Genomic DNA, 19,875 nt, shown 5'->3' with positions numbered 1-19,875 from the left:
CGGTCAACCTTTCATGGACTCAGGGCTGCGCACGGCGTCCGCCGCCTCCGTGTGCCGCGACACTTTCGCTGATCGTGCCCTCCCGGCACGCTCGGCAATTTCACCAAGACATGATCATGACCCAACGCCGACTCTCTTTCCTGCCCGCCTCGTTCGCCACTTATATGGCAACGCTCCTCGTGCCGGCGGCCATGTTGGCCGGCTGCGCCGCGCCGTCGGGCGGCGCCGGTCCGTCGTCGGCGTCGGCGGGCGCGCCAGCCGCAGCAACCGCCCCCGCCGACATTCTCGGCACCTGGCAACTAATGCGGTGGGAAGGGGTCGACGACGTGCCAAGTCTGCCGGAAAGCCGCGCCATCAACCTGACCTTCAATGACAAGGGGGCGTTCTCTGGCTCGGGCGGATGCAACCGGATCTTCGGTCAGTACTCGGTGGGCCCGGCCAAGGGCCAGGTCAGCCTTCAGGCGCCGGCCGCCACGCGCATGGCTTGCCCGGACTCGATGGCCTTCGAAGACCGCTACCTGAAGACGCTTCCCCGCGTCACCCGTTTCGAACGCCGCGACACGCAGTTGATCTTGCGCACCCCGAATGGCGAGACGCTGACCTACGCGTCGCAAACGTTGTTGGATCGTCCGGTCGCCAGCACCACAGGCAACGCCAGCACCACCAAGACAGAAGACCGTATTGTCGATGTCGATTCGCAAATGGCGGATTGCGTGGGCGTCGCGCCGCGAAAGTGCCTGCGCGTGCGCAATGCCGACGATTCCGGGAAAGCGCCATGGGAACTCTGGTACGCCCACATCGATGGCTTCGCGTGGAAGCCCGGCGTAGAATACCGCGTGAAAATCCACGGCGAACCCATCGTCAATCCGCCCGCCGATGCGTCGAGCATGCGCTGGACGCTGGTGGAAGTCATTCGCGAAACGCCGGCCCGATAATCCATCCCAATGAACGCAGTCGCCTATAAATCCAAGACCCTGACCGCTGGCCTGGCAATGCTGTTCGGCACGCTGGGCCTGCATCGTTTCTATCTGTATGGTGTGCGCGACCGCTTCGGGTGGGCCCATATCGTGGGATCGGCCTGCGGTGTGGCGGGTTGGGGGCTTCTTGTCACGAGCGAGCTTCGGTCTCCCGCCGGATGGGGTCTGACGATTCTCGGCGCCATCTCGCTGTTTTCCGCATTCCTGGCGGCGATTGTCTATGGGCTTCGCCCCGACGACCGCTGGGATGCCCAGTTCAACGCCAGCGCCCAGCGCAAATCGCGCTCGGGGTGGATCGCCGTCATCGTCGTAAGCCTGTCGCTGTTCATCGGTGCGATGTTGATGATGGTCGGCCTCGCCGTGGCGTTCCAGACCTATTTCGAAACGCACGACACGCCGAATCGCCTGTCGCAGTAACGCGTCGGCATGACCCCACTCTCCGCCGCCACTCCCCCTCGACCGACACTCGGCTTCATCGGCGCGGGTCGCGTCGCACGTGCCCTCGCGATCGCGGCGGTACGCGCAGGGTATGAGGTGACAACGATCGCTAGCCGGCGCGTTGATGCGGCGCAACGCGTCGCGTCCGCCCTGCCGGGGTGTAAGGCCCTGCCCATCGACCGGCCGGACGACATGAACGCGGTCTTCACCCACGCGGACCTTGTCTTCCTGACCGTACCCGATGACGCCATCGCCACGTGCGCCGCGCATCTGTCGCCGCGCGCCGGTCAGGCACTGGTGCATTGCAGCGGCGCCTCGGAGGTCGGTCTGCTCGCGGCCGCCACCCGCCAAGGTGCGCAAATCGGCGGCTTCCACCCGCTGTTTCTTTTTGCCGGTCTCGATGACGACGCGATACGCCTGTCGGGCAGCGCCATCACCCTCGAAGCCGACGCACCGCTGAACGCTACGCTCCACGCTCTCGCGACCGCGATGCGTTGCCGCGCCCTGTCGATCCCAGCGGGCGAGCGGATGCGATATCACGCCGGCGCCAATTACGCCGCCAGTTTTCTGCTGTGCCTGCTCGATGAAGCTACCCAGCTCTGGCAAGCGATCGGCATGCCGGAAGCCGACGCCCAAGACGCCATGTGGCCGCTGGTCATGGGTACCCTCACCGCCGCCCGCGAGCGTGGACTCGCCGGAGCGCTCTCCGGCCCGGTGTCGCGCGGCGACGCAGGCATCGTCACCCGCCACACCGAAGCGCTTGCCTCGATGGGCGGCAATCACGCGACGCTGTACTCGCTTCTGACGCTCCGAGCGATTCACCTCGCCCGTCAACGCCCGAACGCTGACCGCGCCGCGCTCGATGCCATCGCGCGCGCCATCGCGCCATATCTGCCGCCGTCCGCCCCAGAAAGCGACGCATAAGCACATCCAGCGTCCCCAGCCCATCCAGTCGCTCGACGCCGTCCACCCGCGCCACCCCGTCTCGCCCGCCAGTCCGTTCTGCGTCATGCCTGCCTCCTCGAATACTGTATAAAAACACAGTATAATGACAAGCATTCCTCGCGAACGGCTTGCCTTCGCGCCCCGGACTGCCATCAAGGAGACAAGTCATGGCTTCCTCATTCGCGCCGCCCCCGTCGCGTAAGGGCCGAGGCGCTACCGCCAATCTCGAATCGCGCTTTTCCGAATTCCGCCGCGAAAGCGATGAGACCCGACATGAATCGGATGCGGCCCAAGAATGCGAGGTCAAGTTCGTTACGCAAGTCGCGCTGGAAAATGCGCGAACGATCATCTCGCGCAATCAATCGACGGACATTCCCTTCGACCGTTCGATCAATCCCTATCGGGGATGCGAACATGGCTGCGCCTATTGTTTTGCGCGTCCCACGCATGCCTATCTCGGCCTGTCGCCGGGGCTCGACTTCGAAACCCGCCTTTACGCGAAACACAACGCCGCCGAGCGCCTCGACGCCGAGTTGCGCAAGCGCGACTATCAGCCCGCCCTGCTCGCACTCGGCGCAAACACCGACCCGTACCAGCCGATCGAACGTGAATACGGCATCACCCGAAGCGTGCTGGAAGTGCTGGAGCGTTTCGGCCATCCGGTCGGCATTACGACGAAATCGGCGCTGGTCACGCGCGACATCGACATCCTGTCGCGAATGGCGCAGCGCGGTCTGGCCCGCGTATTCATCTCCGTGGGAACGCTCGATGCGGAAATCGCCCGCAAGATGGAACCGCGCGCCAATACCCCGGCACGTCGCATCGAGGCCATCCGCAAGCTGACGGACGCGGGGATCCCCACCGGGGTGATCGTGGCGCCCATCGTGCCGGCGCTCACCGATTTCGATATCGAACGGGTATTGAGGACGGCAGCGCAAGCCGGCGCAACGTACGCAGGCTATGTAATGCTTCGATTGCCACGCGAAGTTCACGATGTTTTCGTGACGTGGCTCGAAGCGCATTATCCGCTACGCGCACGCCACGTCATGAGCCTGATCGAGCAGGTGCGCGACGGCAAACACAACAGTTCCGAATTCGGCACGCGCATGCGCGGCACCGGATTGCATGCGGAGTTGATTCGTCAGCGCTTTCATCTGGCCGCCCGCAAGTTGGGTCTCAACCAGGCGCGACCACCGCTGCGTAACGATCAGTTCAAGGTCCCGGCCGCCGTAACCGCGGCGCAAGCCGCCGGGGCCGGGACGGACAAGGCCGACCCGCAGATGCCGCTCTTCTGAAAAGCGACGCCGGACGCAACGGCAACTTGGGTCTCTCGACGCCCTCCCGCCGCCCCGCTCACTCCTCGACGTGGATGGTGAGTGTCTCCTTGATCTCCTCCATCACGACGTAGCTCTTCGACTGCACGGCCCCTGGCAGTTGCAGCAGGATGTCGCCGAGCAACTTACGGTACTCGGACATCTCCCGAATGCGCGCCTTGATCAGATAGTCGAAATCGCCCGAGATGAGATGGCACTCCATCACCTCCGGGATCCGCAGCACTTCCCGCCGAAACTGATCGAACATGTTGCCGGACTTGTGATCGAGCGTGATCTCGACGAATACCAGCAACGCGGCGCCAAGCGCGGCCGGATTCACCCGGGCGTAGTACCCCATGATCACGCCGTCGCGCTCCATGCGTTTCACGCGCTCGATACAGGGCGTAATCGACAGGCCAACCTGCTCGGCGAGGTCTTTCATCGACATCCGCCCGTCTTGCTGAAGCAGCGCGAGAATGCGCCGATCGAGCCGATCCAGTGTTCGGATCGATTGCTGCTGGACTCTCATTATTTATTCCTGAATTACGGCCATATACATTAACTAAACCTACTAATCAGATAATACTATGCCAATTATTACTGGATAACCATGGTTTTACAGGAGTCAACGCAATGAAGGTCATCGTTCTCGGTAGCGGCGTCATCGGCGTCACCAGCGCCTATTACCTGGCGAAGGCCGGGCACGACGTCACGGTGCTCGATCGTCAGGCCGGACCGGCGCTCGAGACCAGCTTCGGCAACGCCGGCCAGATTTCGCCGGGCTACGCCTCGCCGTGGGCAGCGCCGGGCATTCCGACGAAGGCCATCAAGTGGTTGTTCCAGAAGCACGCCCCGCTCGCCATCCGTCCGGACGGCACGCTCACGCAACTCAAGTGGCTCTATCAAATGCTGTGCAATTGCACGCCCGAGCGTTATGCCGTCAACAAGGAACGCATGGTGCGGATCGCCGAGTACAGCCGCGATTGCTTCCGTGCGCTGCGCGCGGAGACGGGCATTCCTTACGAAGGTCGTCAGGCGGGCACGCTGCAACTGTTCCGTACCGACGAGCAACTGGCGAACGCCGCGCGCGACATGGCGGTGCTCGAAGAGGCCGGTGTGCCGTTCGAATTGCTCGATCGCCAGGCACTTGCCAGCGCCGAGCCGGCATTGGCGGCCGTCGCTCACAAGCTCACGGGCGGCCTGCGCCTGCCCAACGATGAAACCGGCGACTGCCAGTTGTTCACCACGCGTCTGGCGGCGATGGCCGAGGCACTCGGCGTGAAATTCCGCTATGACATGCCGATCGACGGTTTGAACGTTGTCGGCGACAAGATCGATGGCGTGGTCTGCGCAGGCACGGTGCAACGCGCCGACGCCTACGTCGTCGCGCTCGGGTCATACTCCACACCGTTCCTGCGCGGCCTGGTCGACATTCCGGTGTATCCGCTCAAGGGCTACTCGATTACGGTGCCGATCGCCGACGCATCGCGCGCGCCGGTGTCGACCGTGCTCGACGAGACCTACAAGATTGCCGTCACCCGTTTCGACGACCGCATTCGCGTTGGCGGCATGGCCGAAGTGGTCGGCTACGACAAGACGCTCAACCCGGCTCGCCGCGCCACGCTGGAAATGGTCGTGAACGATCTGTATCCGGGCGCCGGCAACACGGCCGACGCCTCGTTCTGGACGGGACTCCGCCCGATGACCCCCGACGGCACGCCGATCGTGGGTGCCACCGCCCTGCGCAATCTGTTCCTGAATACGGGACACGGCACGCTGGGCTGGACGATGTCCTGCGGCTCCGGCCAGTTGCTGGCCGATCTGATGTCGGGACGGCGGCCCGCGATTCTGGCCGACGATCTGTCGGTGGCGCGCTACAGCCGCGCGCCCGACACGCAGGCCCAACCGGCCTTCGCCTGAGCTTCCAGACGGCACCTTCGGGTGCCGTTTTGATTGGCGCCGCCGCAACGTTGGCGTGCGCTGTCGTCACTTTTTGCTGTCACATCACAAAAAAGGAGACGCATCATGAAAATCGGTGTACCCAAGGAGATCAAGAACCACGAATACCGCGTCGGCATGACGCCCGCCGCCGTGCGCGAAGTCGTCGCCCGCGGGCACGAAGTGTGGATCGAAACCCAGGCCGGGTCCGGCATCGGCATGGACGACACGGTCTACGCCGCCGCCGGTGCGCGCATCGCCGCAACGGCGGTCGATGTTTTCGACCGCGCCGAACTGATCGTGAAGGTCAAGGAGCCGCAGGCCGTCGAACGCGCCTGGCTCCAGCCCCATCACACGCTCTTCACGTATCTCCATCTCGCTCCCGATCCCGACCAGACCCATGACCTGCTCAAGAGCGGCGCCACGTGCATTGCGTATGAGACGGTGACATCCGCGAATGGCGGACTTCCGCTGCTCGCGCCTATGTCAGAGGTCGCCGGACGCATGTCGATTCAGGCCGGGGCCACCGCGCTCGAAAAGACCCATGGCGGACTTGGGCTGCTCCTCGCCGGCGTTCCTGGGGTGGAAGCCGGCAAAGTCGTGATCCTGGGCGGTGGCGTCGTTGGCACCAATGCCGCAACGGTGGCCGTCGGCATTGGCGCGCAGGTGACGGTGATCGACAAATCGGTCGACGCGTTACGCCGCCTCAGTGCGCAGTTCGGTGGCCGCGTCCAGACGGTCTACTCGACGCGACACGCCATCGAAACGCATTTGCAAGACGCCGATCTCGTCATCGGCGGCGTGCTCATTCCGGGCGCCGCCGCGCCGAAACTTATCACGCGCGCGATGCTCGGCCTCATGCGCAAGGGTGCTGTGATCGTGGACGTTGCGATCGATCAGGGCGGCTGTTGCGAGACCTCTCACGCGACGACGCATGCGGATCCGGTCTACGTCGTGGAAGGGATCGTGCACTACTGCGTCGCCAACATGCCGGGCGGCGTGCCGCGCACCTCCACGTTCGCGCTCAACAACGTGACGTTGCCGTTCATTCTGCAACTGGCCGATCACGGACCGGTCGCCGCGATGCGCGCCGATCCGCACTTGCTTGCGGGACTCAACGTGGCGCGCGGCAGGGTGACCAACCGTGGTGTCGCCGACGCGCTTGGCCTGGTCTATCACGATCCGCATGCCGTGCTGGCGACCTTATCGGCCGCGGCGTAGGCACAACGACTCAGACGCGTAGGTGCATCGGCGCGACGCCGGGGAGCTTCACACCCGGCGCCGCGCCACGCCTCGCGCTTTGGACATGGGCGCACTCCCTTCGTTATACTTGCCTCATCTCGACGGCGCCCGCCGGTCAAGCCGGTACCCAGGCACGCGCTGCCGCGCGGCATTCTGCCTGTCCCCAAGCCGTCCCTGTCCATGAGCAAGTGATGAACGCCGACCCGCAAGAACTTAATAAATTCAGTGAATTGGCCCACCGTTGGTGGGATCCGCACAGCGAATTCAAGCCGCTGCACGAGATCAATCCGCTGCGCCTCGACTGGATCGAGCAGCATGTGCCGCTCCAGGGCAAACGTGTGCTGGACATTGGGTGCGGCGGCGGCATTCTCTCCGAATCGATGGCGCGCCAGGGCGCACACGTTAAGGGAATCGACCTGTCGAAAAAGGCGCTCGGCGTAGCCGATCTGCACAGCCTCGAAGCCGGCCTGTCCATCGACTATGAAGAGATCTCCGCCGAGGCGCTCGCCGCGCGCGACGCGGGAACGTACGACGTGGTGACCTGCATGGAAATGCTGGAACACGTGCCGTCACCGGCATCCGTCGTGGCGGCCTGTGCAACGCTCGTCAAACCGGGCGGTCATGTGTTCTTCTCGACGCTCAACCGCAACCCGAAGGCCTGGCTACTGGCGGTGATCGGCGCCGAATACGTGCTGCGCATGCTGCCGCGCGGCACGCACGACTACGCCAAGTTCATCCGACCGTCGGAACTCGCGTCGTTCGCCCGCGCCAGCGGCCTGACGGTACGGGATCTGCGCGGCATGACCTACAACCCGCTGAGCAAGCGTTACGCGATCAACCGCGACACCGACGTCAACTACATGATCGCGTGCACCCGCGATGCCTGATATGTTCGAGCCCCCCGCCCGAGTCCCCGCCACGCCCGTCGGCGCCGATGCACAACTGCTCAACGGCAACGTTCGCGCCGTGCTGTTCGACCTGGACGGCACGCTGGCCGACACGGCGCTCGATCTCGTCGCCGCCGTGAACAAGGTCCGCACCGACCGCGGTCTGGCGCCGGGCCCCTTTGAGACGCTGCGATTACAAGCGTCGCACGGCGCGCGTGGACTGATCGGCAGCGCCTTCGGCGTCGCCCCTGAGGATGCGGCGTTCCCCTCCTTGCGCGATGCCTTCCTCGCCAATTACGAAGCAGCCTTGTGCGTGCAAAGTCGCCTGTTCGACGGGATTCCCGCGCTGCTCGAGGCCTTGGCCGCGCGTGGCATGCCGTGGGGCATCGTGACCAACAAGGCCGCGCGTCTGACCGATCCGCTCGTCGAACTGCTCGGGCTCGCCGAGGGCGCCGCGTGCGTGGTATCGGGTGACACGACGCCGCACAGCAAGCCTCACCCCGCCCCTCTGCTGTACGCCGCCGAGCGCATTGGCATCGCGCCCGGGCGCATCGTGTATGTCGGCGACGACCTGCGCGACATTCAGGCGGGCAAGGCGGCAGGGATGGCGACGGTCGCGGCGGCCTACGGTTATTGCGGCGACTCGCTGGCCCCTGCCGAGTGGCAGGCGGACGCTGTCGTCGAACACGCGGGGGCGATCGCCCCGCTGGTAATGTTGCCGGCCTGACGGGTCGGGTCATTACCTCCCGGGACAGGGCCACCGCAGCCGATCCCGGGTCTGTCTCGCCGCGCAACAGTGGCGCGGCGCCTGCGTCACTGGCGACTTACGGGAGACCGCATGGCCGAGCAAGAGAACGATCGCAAACCCCCTTCAGCCTCACCGGAATCGTCCGCCGACGGCACTCGTCTGCAACAAGGCCTCGTGCGGGCCCGCGCGCTCGGGCGCGACCCAGACGTGCGCCGCCGTGCGCGCAAGACCAGCCTGTGGAGCGCCGGGGTGATCGCCGTGTTCGGCGTCATCGGTTATTTCACCGTGCCGGCGGTGGTCAAGCATTACGCCGTCGAAAAGCTCTCGGCCTATCTGGAACGACCGGTGAGCGTGGGCGACGTCAGCTTCAACCCGTACACGCTGCGCCTGGATCTGCATCAGGTCCACATTGGCGACAAGACGCCGGGGCAGCCATTCGTGGACGTGGGCATGCTGCGCGTGAACGCCTCGTGGGGTTCGCTGTTCCGCTTTGCACCGGTCGTCGACGAGCTTTACGTCGACACGCCGGTGCTCAACATCGTGCGCACGGCCCCGCAACGCTTCAACTTCTCCGACATCATCGATCGCGCCACGTCGGGACCGCCGTCTCCCGAGCCGTCGAAGCCCGCAAGATTTGCACTGAATAACGTTCAGATCAAGAACGGTACGGTGCACTTCGACGATGCCGTGCAGAACGAAAAGCACGTCATCGACCATCTGCAAGTCGGCGTGCCGTTCATCGCGAACCTGCCGGCCGACACCGACATCTTCGTGCAGCCGCTGCTGCAGGCCTCCGTCGACGGTTCGCCGATACGGATCTCGGGGCAGACCAAGCCGTTCGCCGATTCGCTGGAATCGACGGTCGACATCAAGCTCGACCGGTTCGATCTGACCAAGTACCTCGGGTATTCGCCGGTCACCGTGCCCGCGCAGATCAAGAGCGGCGCCATCAGTACCGATCTGAAGCTGCATTTCACCCGCGACAAGGACGGCAATCACGTGCTGCTCACGGGCACGGCGGGATTGTCCGACGCCGTGGTCAACGAGCCGGATGGCTCGCCGCTCGTCGCCGTCAAGCAGGTCGACGTGAAGCTGGGCAAGGTCGAACCGCTGGGCAACGTCTATCACATCGACAGCGTGCGCATCGACGGCCTCGACCAGCACGTCACGCTGGAAAAAGACGGCTCGGTCAATGTGGCAAAGGCGCTGCTGCCGCAGCGTCAGGTCATCAAGGCGGTGGGCAAGGCGGTGGATCAGGCTGCGGCGTCGCCGCAAGCGAGCGAAGCCGCCAAGGCGGCACCGAAGGTGCCGGCCGAGCAGACGGCACGTCCTGCGTCGCCGGCGTCGGCGGCCGAAGCGGCCCAGGCGAAAGCGTTGGCTGCCGCCGAGCCCGCGCCGCTCGACCTGCTGGTCGGCGACGTCTCGCTCGTCAACAGCAAGGTGCGCTTGACCGACGAGCGCGGCGCGAAACCGGCGAGCCTTGCGCTGGAGAATATCCAGATCGGCGTGAAGCAGTTCTCGACGCTCGGCAAGGACCCCGCGACGTACGACGCCTCGCTGGGCATCCAGAGCGGCGGCTCGCTCAAAGCGCACGGCCAGTTCAGCCTGCCCGCGTACAACGCGAGCGGCGAACTCGAGGCCCAGTCGATTGCGCTCGCCGCCCTGCTGCCCTTCGCGCAAGGCGCGCTCGCGGGCGATCTGAAGAGTGGCACGCTCGGCGCCCAGGCCAAGTTCAGCGCGGCGTTTGCCCCCGACAAGCAGCCCAACGTCCAAATTGCGCCGGCCACGACCACGCTCGATAAGATCGAGTGGTTGACTGGTCACAAGGGCGACGCGCCGGTCAAACTGGCCAAGGCTGAAGTGAAACTCTCACACTTCGATCTGGGCGCGCGGCAAGCGGCGGTCGACGAGGTCACCGTCAACGGGCTGCAGGTGTCGGCGCGGCGCGACAAGGACGGCAAGATCAACCTGCTTGCCCTGACCGGCGACGGCCAGCCGAAAGCCGCCGCAAACCAAGGCAAAGGCAAAGATATAAAAGCGCGCGTCGGCACGGAGCGTGGCCGGCGGACGTCCGCCTCATCGACTTCATCGAACGCGCAGGCGAGCGCCGGTGGCTGGCAATGGACTGTCGGCAAGGTGGCGTTGGAAAACGCCAGCCTCGGGTTTGAAGACCGCGATGTCAAAGGCCGTCCGATCAACGCGACGTTCGCACCGCTCAACGTCAAGGTGCAAGGCGCGTCGCAGGACATGAGCAAGCCGTTGCAGGTGGACATCAGCGGCACGCTCAATAAGAAGGGGTCGCTCAACGCCACGGGTCACGTCACGCCGCAACCGCTCGCGGCCGATCTTCAGATCAAGACGCAGCAGCTCGATCTGGCGGCGTTCGATTCGTACATGAGTGACCAATTGAACGCGAGCATCGCGAGCGCGCTGCTCTCCAGCAACGGGCGGGCCACGTTCGCTATGAAAGGCGACACCCCGCAGGCAACCTATCGCGGCGATGCCACGCTGGGCAACGTGCGTCTACTCGACAAGGTCACGACGGATGACTTCATCCGCTGGAATGCGCTGGCGGTGCAGCAGATCAATCTGGCGGTGGGCAGCGGCAAGCCTAACGTCCAGTTGGGCAGCATTGCGTTGTCGCGCTTCTACGCGCGTTTGATCATCAACGCGAACGGGCGCTTGAATCTGGCCGATGTGGTCGGCAACAAGGAAGCGGCACCGCGTTCGCTGACGCGTGCGAATGAAGGCGTGCCGCTCGGTGGATCGACGGCCAAGCCACCGCTCGATGCGGCGGCGTCCGCCGTGGAAGCGGGACAACCGACGGCCGTCGAGACGCCGGCGCAGAAGCCTGGCGAGACGACGGCACAGCGCGGCCCGGGCTACGGCGCCGGCAAGGCGCTGCCTGCGGACGTCCACATCGGGCGTATCACGCTGCAAGGCGGAAACATCAACTTCACGGACAACTTCGTCAAGCCGAACTACACAGCGAACCTGACGGATATTGGTGGGCAAATCGGCGCATTCGGCACGGCGACGGCCGAGCCGGCCGCGGTCTCGCTACAAGGCAAGGTCAACCGGAATTCACCGATCGGCATCAACGGCAAGATCAATCCGCTCGCGCCGATGGCGTTCGTGGATCTGAGTGCCAAGGCCGACGGTATCGAGCTGACCAATCTCACGCCCTACTCCACGAAGTACGCGGGCTACCCCATCGAGAAGGGCAAGCTCACGGTCGATGTGCACTACCTGCTCGATCAGGCGAAGCTGACGGCGAACAATCACATCTTTATCGACCAGTTGACGTTCGGGGATCATGTGGACAGCCCGACGGCGACCAATCTTCCGGTGCGTCTGGCGGTATCGCTGCTGAAGAATTCGCGCGGCGAAATCGATGTGGACATCCCGATCTCGGGCTCGCTAGACGATCCGCAGTTCAGCCTTGGCGGGGTGATTTTCCGGGCGTTCGTGAACCTGATCGTCAAGGCGGCGACGGCGCCGTTCAGTTTGCTGGCGTCGGCGTTTGGCGGCGGCGACCAGGAGCTGGGCTACGTGGAGTTCGCGCCAGGCAGCGCGCGTCTGACGCCGGAGAGCGAGAAGCGGCTGGAGACGCTGGTGAAAGCGTTGACGGATCGTACGGCGTTGAAGCTGGATATCGAGGGCCGCGTGGATCCGGCGAAGGATACCGACGGTCTGCGCAAGGTGGCGGTGGAGCGCGCGATCAAGGCACAGAAGGTCAAGGCGATGGTCGGCAAGGGCGAGAGCATCGACGTGGACACCGTGAAGGTGAGTCCGGAGGAGCGCAGCAAGTACTTGACGGCCGCTTACAAGGCAGCGGACTTTGCCAAGCCGCGCAACATGATCGGGTTTGCCAAATCGCTGCCGGACGACGAGATGGAAAAGCTCATGGAGACGAACGTCAAGGTGGGCGACGACGATCTGCGGGCGCTGGCGGATCGACGGGCGCAACGTGTGCGGTCGTGGCTGGACGGCAAGATCGCGTCGGATCGGCTGTTCGTGGTCGCGCCGAAGCTCAGCGCGGACGGCATCAAGGACAAGGGGGCGACGACGCGGGTGGACTTTGAACTTAAGTAGGCCATCTGTGTCATAATCACTGTTACCACTGGGGCCGACATGGTTTCGACGTGGGTAGCGAAGCGAATCAGGGCATACCGAGGACCCGTCACCTCGTTAATCAATGGGAAAATTAGTAACTGCAAACGATAACTCGTACGCACTGGCTGCCTAAGGGCGCCTGCCTCGCACTAGCTCTCTGACGGGTTAGGGTAGCAATACCAAGCGAGGTTATTCACGTCAGATAATCTTCGGTGGTGCCACGGCGCCGGAGCCTAAAATTAAGTGGATCGCTGTTGCGTAGCGTGTTCGTCCGCGACAAAACGGTTAAATCAAATGACTGAACTAAGTATGTAGAACTGATCGTAGAGTACTTGCGGACGCGGGTTCGATCCCCGCCGGCTCCACCAACAACACTTCCGAAGACTATCTCAGTCTTCCGTAAAACCCCGATAGAGCAAGCCTCTTCGGGGTTTTTCTTTTCCTCCGGCGCTTATTGCCATTCGCGCTTTTCCGGTGGTACGTGGTGGTATTCCGGTGGTACGTGGTGGTATTTTTGGTGGTATCTGGGCTAGGCTGGCAAGCCGATACGACCATTCCCACTCGTGAGATGCCCCTTATTGACGTTGCCGCCGACCGGCTGACAAGCAACACCGCGTGGGTGATGCCGCAGGCATGTACTTAACCGCATGCATATTGGCGCGGTTTTGAGATCTGCGCCATCTTCACGGGAAAATCTGGCGCGATTCTATAAACTGCGCCACAATTGCGCCACACCGCTCTAAAACGGCGCCATACCTGTCATGTCACCCACCGCAGACCTACTGAATAGCATTCAGGCATCCGGGAACGGATTGACGTTAGCCGAACTCCTGACCCAGCGCCCAGACATTGCCAGGCGTACGGCACAACGCCTGATAGCGAAGCTGATTCAGAGCGGCCAAGTTACCGCGCTGGGTAAAGGCAGGGCACGCCGCTATTTCGGAGCTGGCCCCCAAACTGACAGAGAAGCGCCTGCCGCCACAGTCGATATTTTCCCTAGCTTCATTCCCCTGTCTGCTGACAGCCGGGACATCCTTGCCTATATCGACCGACCTCCGGAGGCGCGCAAGCCCGTGGGCTACCAGCGTGATTATTTGGATGCATACCGCCCCAACGAGACTTGGTACTTGTCCGAATCACTGCGCCGTCAATTGCACAAGATGGGCAGAACCGCTGACGTTAATGCGCCTGCAGGCACGTACAGTCGGGCCATTTTGAACCGGTTGCTGATCGATTTGTCATGGGCATCCAGCCAGCTGGAAGGCAACACCTACTCACGTCTCGATACGCGTGAACTCATTGAGCACGGCAAGGCCGCGCGTGGCAAGGCCGCCATCGAAACGCAGATGATTCTGAACCATAAGACGGCGATCGAACTGCTGGTCGAAAACATCGACAGTGCCGAGTTCAACCGCTACACCTTGATGAACCTTCACAGCTCCTTGGCGGAGAACTTGCTACCTAACCCTGCGGATGAAGGGCGAATTCGTCAGCATGCGGTCGACATTGGGAAAAGTGTCTATCGCCCACTGTCCACACCTCAGCAAATCGAGGACGCATTGGATGCACTGCTCAACAAGGCAAACCAGATTCGTGACCCTTTCGAGCAATCGTTCTTCATGATGGTGCATTTGCCCTACCTGCAGCCCTTTGCTGACATCAATAAACGCACCTCTCGACTCGCCGCAAATTTGCCGCTGTTTCGCGCCAATTTATGTCCGCTGACTTTCCTGGACGTACCTGAGCAGGCCTACAGCCGCGCCACGCTCGGCGTGTACGAAATGACCCGAGTGGAACTACTGCGCGATCTGTACGTCTGGGCCTATGAGCGCTCGACACAAGAATATCTGGCTATCAAGCAGGATCTGGCTGAACCAGACCCCCTTCGCCTGGCTTGGCGTGACGTCATCAAACAGATCATCCGAGAGGTCATCACCCATCCCGAACTCGAGCCACTGTCCAGCATTCAACGATTCGTGACGGAGCGTATTCCAGAGCACGAGCAGCCCAACGTGCAGGCACTGATTGTCGAAGAACTCCGGCGGCTGCACGAGGGCGTACTGGCACGCTATGGTTTGCGGCCCTCTCAATACGCGGCCTGGAAGGCAGTGCATGGGCATTGACGGACGCGGATTTAATTCCGCAGACGGGAATCGAATCGGAAGCGGCTGTAGGGCGTTATTGCCGACCAGTCTGCGGTCATAACGGCATTGACTGTCCGCAACTTTTGACGTGTCAATCCCCGGTTTTTGCTTGTTTCCGCAGGCTTTGGCAACTCGCCAATATCTCGTTGCCTACTTTCAACGATCGTTGCGTGCGGGCTTTCGCCCCTCCACCAACAACACTTCCGAAGACTGTCTCAGTCTTCCGTAAAACCCCGATAGAGCAAGCCTCTTAGGGGGTTTTCTTTTCCTCTGGATGAACCGTCACCGACACCATGATGGCGTTGCGAGGCGCGCTGGCGACCTCAACAGGCGATACCGATCAGCCCGACAAATGATGGGCCAAGATCGTTTTCAGCAGCGGGTTTGTGGTGTGCGCGCTCATCTCCCGAATCTGCGCCTTGACACGATCAGTAGAAGCGCCTGCAGTGGCGGCTGCTTGCAGCGCGGCAGCGTATGCATCAAGTATATCCATGCCCGTGATCTCATAGCCGTGGCCGAGCGATATCCAATGCAGTGCAGCGAGCCCGGATGCCAGCGCAAAGTTGGGCTGCTTCTCGGCAAAATCGCGAGCGGCGCGGATCAATGTGCGTGGGTCGGTTGGGCTTCGGGTGGCCAGCTCAGTCGCAACCTCGAGCATCCCCGCCCCCTTGGCGGCGGCAAACCATTTGCCCTCCGCGCCAGGCGTGCTGGCAACAAGGTCGCGCAGGATCGCTTCCTGCGGCTTGTGCGGATACTTTCTGGCAATGGCGCGGAACGTGGCAAGGTGGGTCGTGCTCTGGTTGGCTTCCATCGCGTAACGACGGTAAGCGTCGTCAGCAAGTCCAGACGACAGAAGAATCTCCTCGCATGCCTGTGCAATTTGCCAGCCTGGGTCGTTGTCCCCTCGTGACGTTTCGGCATAGCGGATCGCTTCGGCCTTCTTACCCATCGCCGCCAAGGCTTTCACACCCCAGCGCCGATCATGCCACCACTTGAAGCGCGCCTTCTCCAACAGGGCCAATACGTCTTCATACCGTCCTGCCGTATACAGCGAGGCAAAGCAGGCACCGGTTCCCTTGAAATAGCCATGCCCGGTGCTCTGGGGGCTCCACCCCCGTTCGACCTCCGGTAACAATTCATCGGCCCAGGTCGATGCCAGTTCCGGCGTCACACACAATTCTCCCCAATAGTCGCCCAACATTTCGATGTAGGGCATGTCATCGCCTTGGAGCGCCCACCATAAACGTCCCAGCCAGCATTGGCGGATGCGTGGCTCAACCTCCGCCTCGGCGATAATCGACACCAGGGTCCCAATGGCTTTGTTGACCGCCGAGCCCAACGCGCCCGATGAACTGTCAACCTGCTCCAGTGCTGGCGAAAGTTTTTCCAGCAGAATGATCGCACCCTCTGCCGCCAGGACGGGCTCCTTGCGGCCGACCTGCTTGATTTCGGCAAGCGCTTCCTTGATGCGTGTGATCGGTGTGTCCGAGCGCCAGCCAAAGGCATGGCGGCGGAATCGGGCGGCGAACTGCCATTTGTGGGCGGACATGATCGACGCTCCGTTTATATCGCACTGGGTACTGACCATGACTACAGGCAAGTCTCCGATGATCCACGTTCAAGGGGAGCCTTTGTGAGCGGAAACCGTGGAGACCCGCCGGACACTCCCCGGAAAGGCACGCCTGCGCCGCTAAACGAAGACAAGTCCCGATTGGCGTTCGACCCTCACGATTCACTCAACTCGTAACTGGTGCTGCGTCCACCCGCATCGGATTTGCGCAGGACGCCGCGGGCCAGCAATTCGGTAACGTCTCGTAGCGCAGTGTCCTGTGAACACTTGACGATCGCTGCCCATTTGCTGCTGGTGAGCTTGCCATCGAAGCCGTCGAGTAGGCGATTGACCACCTTCACCTGTCGCTCGTTCATCGGCGTTGCCGCCCAACGCTGCCAAAACCGAGTCCTGGATAGCACGGCGTCAAGTGTGTGCTGTGCCTGATCGACCGAGCGATGCAGCGTCTCGAAGAACCAGGCGAGCCACTCCGTGACATCAAGCGATCGCTTCTGCGTGCGCTCCAGGATGTCGTAGTAGGCCTTGCGGTCGCGTTGGATTTGCGCCGACAGACTGTAAAAGCGCTGAGGACTGCCATCGGCGCGGGCCAGACTAACCAGATCGTAGCGCCAACATGGCCAGTCGCCAACCCGCCAGATACAAGTGTAATCGCCGCTTTTCATGCGGAGATTATGGGCCGTAATCTCCGCAAACGTAAGCTATTCACCGCATGTAATGCGGTGATAGTGCGGCCCGTTCACCGCACCGCCCCCTCCCCTCAATCCGACCGCATCTCCACCTCCTAAGAGGCCTCATCGCGCCGCGTCAACTCGTCGAGCACCATCCGCTTCGGCACCTTGCCGTAGCCCGACTTCGGCAGCGCGTCCCAAAAGACAATTCGCTTGGGAACTTTGTACTTGGCGATTCGGGTCTTGAGCCAATCCTGCAGCGCCGATTCGTCCAGCCCCTCCCCGGCATGCAAAACGCAGACGGCCACACCGACCTCGCCCCACTGCGCATCCGGCACGCCAACCACCGCAACCTCGGTGATCGCCCCGTGCGTCAACATCAATTCCTCGATCTCGCGCGGATACACATTGGACCCACCCGAGATATACATATCCGAAGCGCGACCGGTCAGATACACATAACCGTTCTCGTCCATATGCCCGATGTCCCCCGTGCGGAACCAGCCATCGCGGAACGACTTGGCGTTGGCTTCAGGGTTGCGGTAATAGCCTGCGAAAACCGCTGGACCGATGACGCAAACCTCGCCCGTCTCACCCGGCCCAAGCTCGTTGCCGTCATCGTCCTGAATCGTCACCTGCATGCCGCTGCGCTCGACCCCACAAGTCCGCGGTCGCAACGCGATGGTCTCGTCGTTGTGGTCGTATGTCGGCAACACGGTAATGTTGCCCGTGACTTCCCCCAGGCCGTAATACTGCACCAGCACAGGTCCCAGCTTGGCCAGCGCGCGCTTCTGATCCTGCTCGTACATCGACGCGCCCGCGTAGATCACGTAGCGCAGACTCGCGTGGTCGTATGCATCGACAGCCGGGTGCTCGACCAACATCTTGAGAATCGTCGGCACCGTGAACATATTGGTCAGCCGATACCGCTCGATCAGCGCGAACGCTTGCGCCGGATCGAGCTTCTGGGCCGGCATCATCACCGTCGTGCCGCCACGCGCCATCACGTTGAGCTGATGCATGCCCGCGCCGTGCGAAATCGGCGCGACCACCAGCGAGCCATCCTCGTGCGTCAGGCCAGGCATGAGATCACACAGGTGGTTGTTGATGACGAACGCCAGTTGCCCATGCGTGAGCACCGCCCCCTTCGGACTCCCGGTCGTGCCCGAGGTAAAAAACAGCCAGCACGGCGTGTCGCGCTCGACCACCGCGTTAGCCACCGGGGCCGACAGGTGGCGATCGATCAGCGCGCTCACGTGCGGCGATTCGTCGGGCACCGCATTGTCACCAGTGAACCAGACGATGTTGCAGCCCGGACGCTCTGCGACAACCGCCGCAGCATGTTCCGGGTAATCCGTCTGGCACAGAAATACCGTCGGCTCCGCCACGCGGGCCATGGTGGCCACCTCGCCCGGCGCGAGCCGGAAGTTGGTCGGCACCCAGACCGCCCCCAGACGAAACACGGCGACCATCGCCTCGATCATCTCGTTGCTGTTGCGCGAGTGGGCCAGCACGGTATCGCCTGCCCCCACCCCCGCCGCGCGCAAGCCCGCCGCGAGCGCCGAGACACGCGCGTCGAACACTTGCCACGTCCATTGCTGTTCGCCGAAAACGACAGCGGGATGCTTCGGAAAACGACGCGCGTTGCGCGTCGCGAAATACGCAAGGTTCATCACTCGTGCCGAGGTCGGCGTCATGTGGATGAAGCTCATTTGGCGCGCTCCATGATCGAGACGTAATTGGCCACTGCGGCGCCCCCCATGTTGAAGACGCCTGCGAGCGTGGCGTCAGCGATCTGCATCTCGCCCGCCTCCCCCGCGAGCTGCATCGCCGCCATCACATGTTGCGAGACCCCCGTCGCGCCGAGCGGGTGGCCGCGCGACTTGAGCCCACCCGACGGGTTGACCGGCAAGCGCCCGTCGCGCAACGTCACCCCCTCCTCGATCGCCCGCCACCCCTCACCGGGTGCGGCAAGCCCCATCGCCTCGTACTCGATCATCTCGGCGATGGTGAAGCAGTCGTGCGTCTCGACGAGACTTAGATCCCCCAGCGTCACCTCTGAGCTGCCGAGCGCCTTGCCCCACGCGCGACGCGCCCCTTCGAACGCGATCGGATCGCGCTTCGCAAGCGGCAGGAAATCGTTGACCTGCACGCGTGCGCGAAATCGAATGGCGCGTTGCATCGTCATCGCAACCTCGGGCGCCGCGATCACCATCGCCGCAGCGCCATCGGAGACCAGCGAGCAGTCGGTGCGGCGCAGCGGTCCGGCGACGAACGGATTCTGTTCCGACGGTGTATTGCAAAACGCGAAACCCAGATCCTTGCGCAGGTGCGCGTAGGGATTGCGCATGCCGTTCGCATGGTTCTTCGCGGCGATCATCGCCAACGCGTCGCTGTGGTCGCCGTAGCGCTCGAAATACGTCTGCGCGATCCGTCCGAAAATGCCGGCAAAGCCGTCGGGATTGCTTTCCTCACGACGATAACAACCGCTCATCAGAATGTCCGGAATCGCACGCCCCGGCACGGCAGTCATCTTCTCCGCGCCGATCACCAACGCGAGCTTGCCGCGCCCTGCCGCGATGAAATCCATCGCCGCATGCAGCGCCGCGGATCCGGTCGCGCAGGCGTTCTCGACGTGCATGGCAGGCGCAAAGCGCAAGCCCGGCTGCGCAAGCGAGGCGAGCGCGCCCTCAAAGCCCTGCGGGGTAAGACCGTTGTTGTACACACCGACCATCACGGCGTCGATATCGTCGGCCACGACGCCAGCATGCGTCAGCGCGTCGTCGATCACGTCCCGCATCAGCGTTTCCACGTCAGGGGCATCAAGCTTGCCGAAGCGCGAGTGCGCCCAACCGACCAGCATGGGTTCCGTATTCATCTTGTCTCTTC

At 63.0% G+C, this 19,875-nt stretch carries 14 protein-coding genes, 1 other RNA gene and 1 pseudogene; 11 read left to right on the top strand and 5 right to left on the bottom strand.

What is annotated here, in order from left to right; genetic code table 11:
• The first annotated feature begins 116 nt into the window (after positions 1–116).
• From PSO31014_RS09205 to PSO31014_RS09190, 4 genes are all read left to right on the top strand, one after another.
• Positions 117–935, top strand: coding sequence for an META and DUF4377 domain-containing protein (locus PSO31014_RS09205; RefSeq protein ID WP_174976457.1), 819 nt, complete (start codon positions 117–119; stop codon positions 933–935).
• 9 nt (positions 936–944) lie between these two features.
• A complete protein-coding gene (locus PSO31014_RS09200; protein WP_150551356.1) occupies positions 945–1,394 on the top strand; it encodes a TM2 domain-containing protein in 450 nt (149 codons plus the stop codon).
• 9 nt (positions 1,395–1,403) lie between these two features.
• Positions 1,404–2,339, top strand: a complete 936-nt coding sequence (locus PSO31014_RS09195; RefSeq protein ID WP_150551355.1) for a Rossmann-like and DUF2520 domain-containing protein — start codon at positions 1,404–1,406, stop codon at positions 2,337–2,339.
• A 188-nt stretch (positions 2,340–2,527) separates the two neighbouring features.
• Positions 2,528–3,655: a PA0069 family radical SAM protein gene (locus PSO31014_RS09190; protein ID WP_150551354.1), complete on the top strand. Its 1,128-nt coding sequence runs from the start codon at positions 2,528–2,530 to the stop codon at positions 3,653–3,655.
• 58 nt (positions 3,656–3,713) lie between these two features.
• Here the strand turns inward: PSO31014_RS09190 and PSO31014_RS09185 are convergent, their stop codons facing one another.
• Positions 3,714–4,202 (bottom strand): Lrp/AsnC ligand binding domain-containing protein, encoded by a 489-nt coding sequence (locus PSO31014_RS09185; RefSeq protein ID WP_017234859.1) that lies wholly within the window; start codon positions 4,200–4,202, stop codon positions 3,714–3,716.
• Positions 4,203–4,306: 104 nt separating this feature from the next.
• Here PSO31014_RS09185 and PSO31014_RS09180 point away from each other — a divergent pair, with 104 nt between their 5' ends.
• The 7 genes from PSO31014_RS09180 (at position 4,307) to PSO31014_RS09150 (ending at position 14,727) form a co-directional block, all read left to right on the top strand.
• Positions 4,307–5,593, top strand: a complete 1,287-nt coding sequence (locus PSO31014_RS09180; protein ID WP_150551353.1) for a D-amino acid dehydrogenase — start codon at positions 4,307–4,309, stop codon at positions 5,591–5,593.
• Positions 5,594–5,698: 105 nt separating this feature from the next.
• The gene (gene ald, locus PSO31014_RS09175; RefSeq protein WP_150551352.1) at positions 5,699–6,832 is read left to right on the top strand and encodes an alanine dehydrogenase; all 1,134 of its coding nucleotides are present in this window, start codon (positions 5,699–5,701) and stop codon (positions 6,830–6,832) included.
• Between the two features lie 209 nt (positions 6,833–7,041).
• A complete protein-coding gene (gene ubiG, locus PSO31014_RS09170; protein WP_150551351.1) occupies positions 7,042–7,740 on the top strand; it encodes a bifunctional 2-polyprenyl-6-hydroxyphenol methylase/3-demethylubiquinol 3-O-methyltransferase UbiG in 699 nt (232 codons plus the stop codon).
• A gap of 1 nt (position 7,741) precedes the next feature.
• Entirely contained in the window at positions 7,742–8,467 is a 726-nt protein-coding gene (locus PSO31014_RS09165) for an HAD-IA family hydrolase (protein WP_150551350.1), read from the top strand.
• Between the two features lie 111 nt (positions 8,468–8,578).
• The gene (locus PSO31014_RS09160) at positions 8,579–12,583 is read left to right on the top strand and encodes a DUF748 domain-containing protein (RefSeq protein WP_150551349.1); all 4,005 of its coding nucleotides are present in this window, start codon (positions 8,579–8,581) and stop codon (positions 12,581–12,583) included.
• A 30-nt stretch (positions 12,584–12,613) separates the two neighbouring features.
• Positions 12,614–12,972: a transfer-messenger RNA gene (ssrA, locus tag PSO31014_RS09155) on the top strand.
• Between the two features lie 393 nt (positions 12,973–13,365).
• On the top strand, positions 13,366–14,727 hold the full coding sequence (locus PSO31014_RS09150) for a Fic family protein (protein WP_150551348.1): 1,362 nt from the start codon (positions 13,366–13,368) through the stop codon (positions 14,725–14,727).
• A gap of 361 nt (positions 14,728–15,088) precedes the next feature.
• On the opposite strand, the gene PSO31014_RS09145 is transcribed toward PSO31014_RS09150, so the two are convergent.
• The 4 genes and pseudogenes from PSO31014_RS09145 to PSO31014_RS09130 all read right to left on the bottom strand — a co-directional run bounded on the left by PSO31014_RS09145 (position 15,089) and on the right by PSO31014_RS09130 (position 19,864).
• Positions 15,089–16,297, bottom strand: a complete 1,209-nt coding sequence (locus PSO31014_RS09145; protein ID WP_150551347.1) for a hypothetical protein — start codon at positions 16,295–16,297, stop codon at positions 15,089–15,091.
• A 176-nt stretch (positions 16,298–16,473) separates the two neighbouring features.
• A pseudogene (locus tag PSO31014_RS09140) lies at positions 16,474–16,908 on the bottom strand (Fic family protein); the annotation flags it as partial.
• A gap of 191 nt (positions 16,909–17,099) precedes the next feature.
• A complete protein-coding gene (locus PSO31014_RS09135; protein WP_150551345.1) occupies positions 17,100–18,698 on the bottom strand; it encodes an acyl-CoA synthetase in 1,599 nt (532 codons plus the stop codon).
• Positions 18,695–19,864 carry an acetyl-CoA acetyltransferase gene (locus PSO31014_RS09130; protein ID WP_150551344.1) on the bottom strand — a complete coding sequence of 390 codons (1,170 nt, stop codon included), beginning with the start codon at positions 19,862–19,864 and terminating at the stop codon, positions 18,695–18,697. The genes PSO31014_RS09135 and PSO31014_RS09130 overlap by 4 nt, the downstream gene beginning before the upstream one ends.
• Positions 19,865–19,875 lie beyond the last annotated feature (11 nt).

Origin of the sequence: Pandoraea soli, assembly GCF_902459595.1 — a bacterium.
Classification (GTDB): Bacteria; Pseudomonadota; Gammaproteobacteria; order Burkholderiales; family Burkholderiaceae; genus Pandoraea; species Pandoraea cepalis.
The sequence above is the reverse complement of the archived record's forward strand: the minus strand, read 5'-3'. Positions and strand labels throughout refer to the sequence as shown.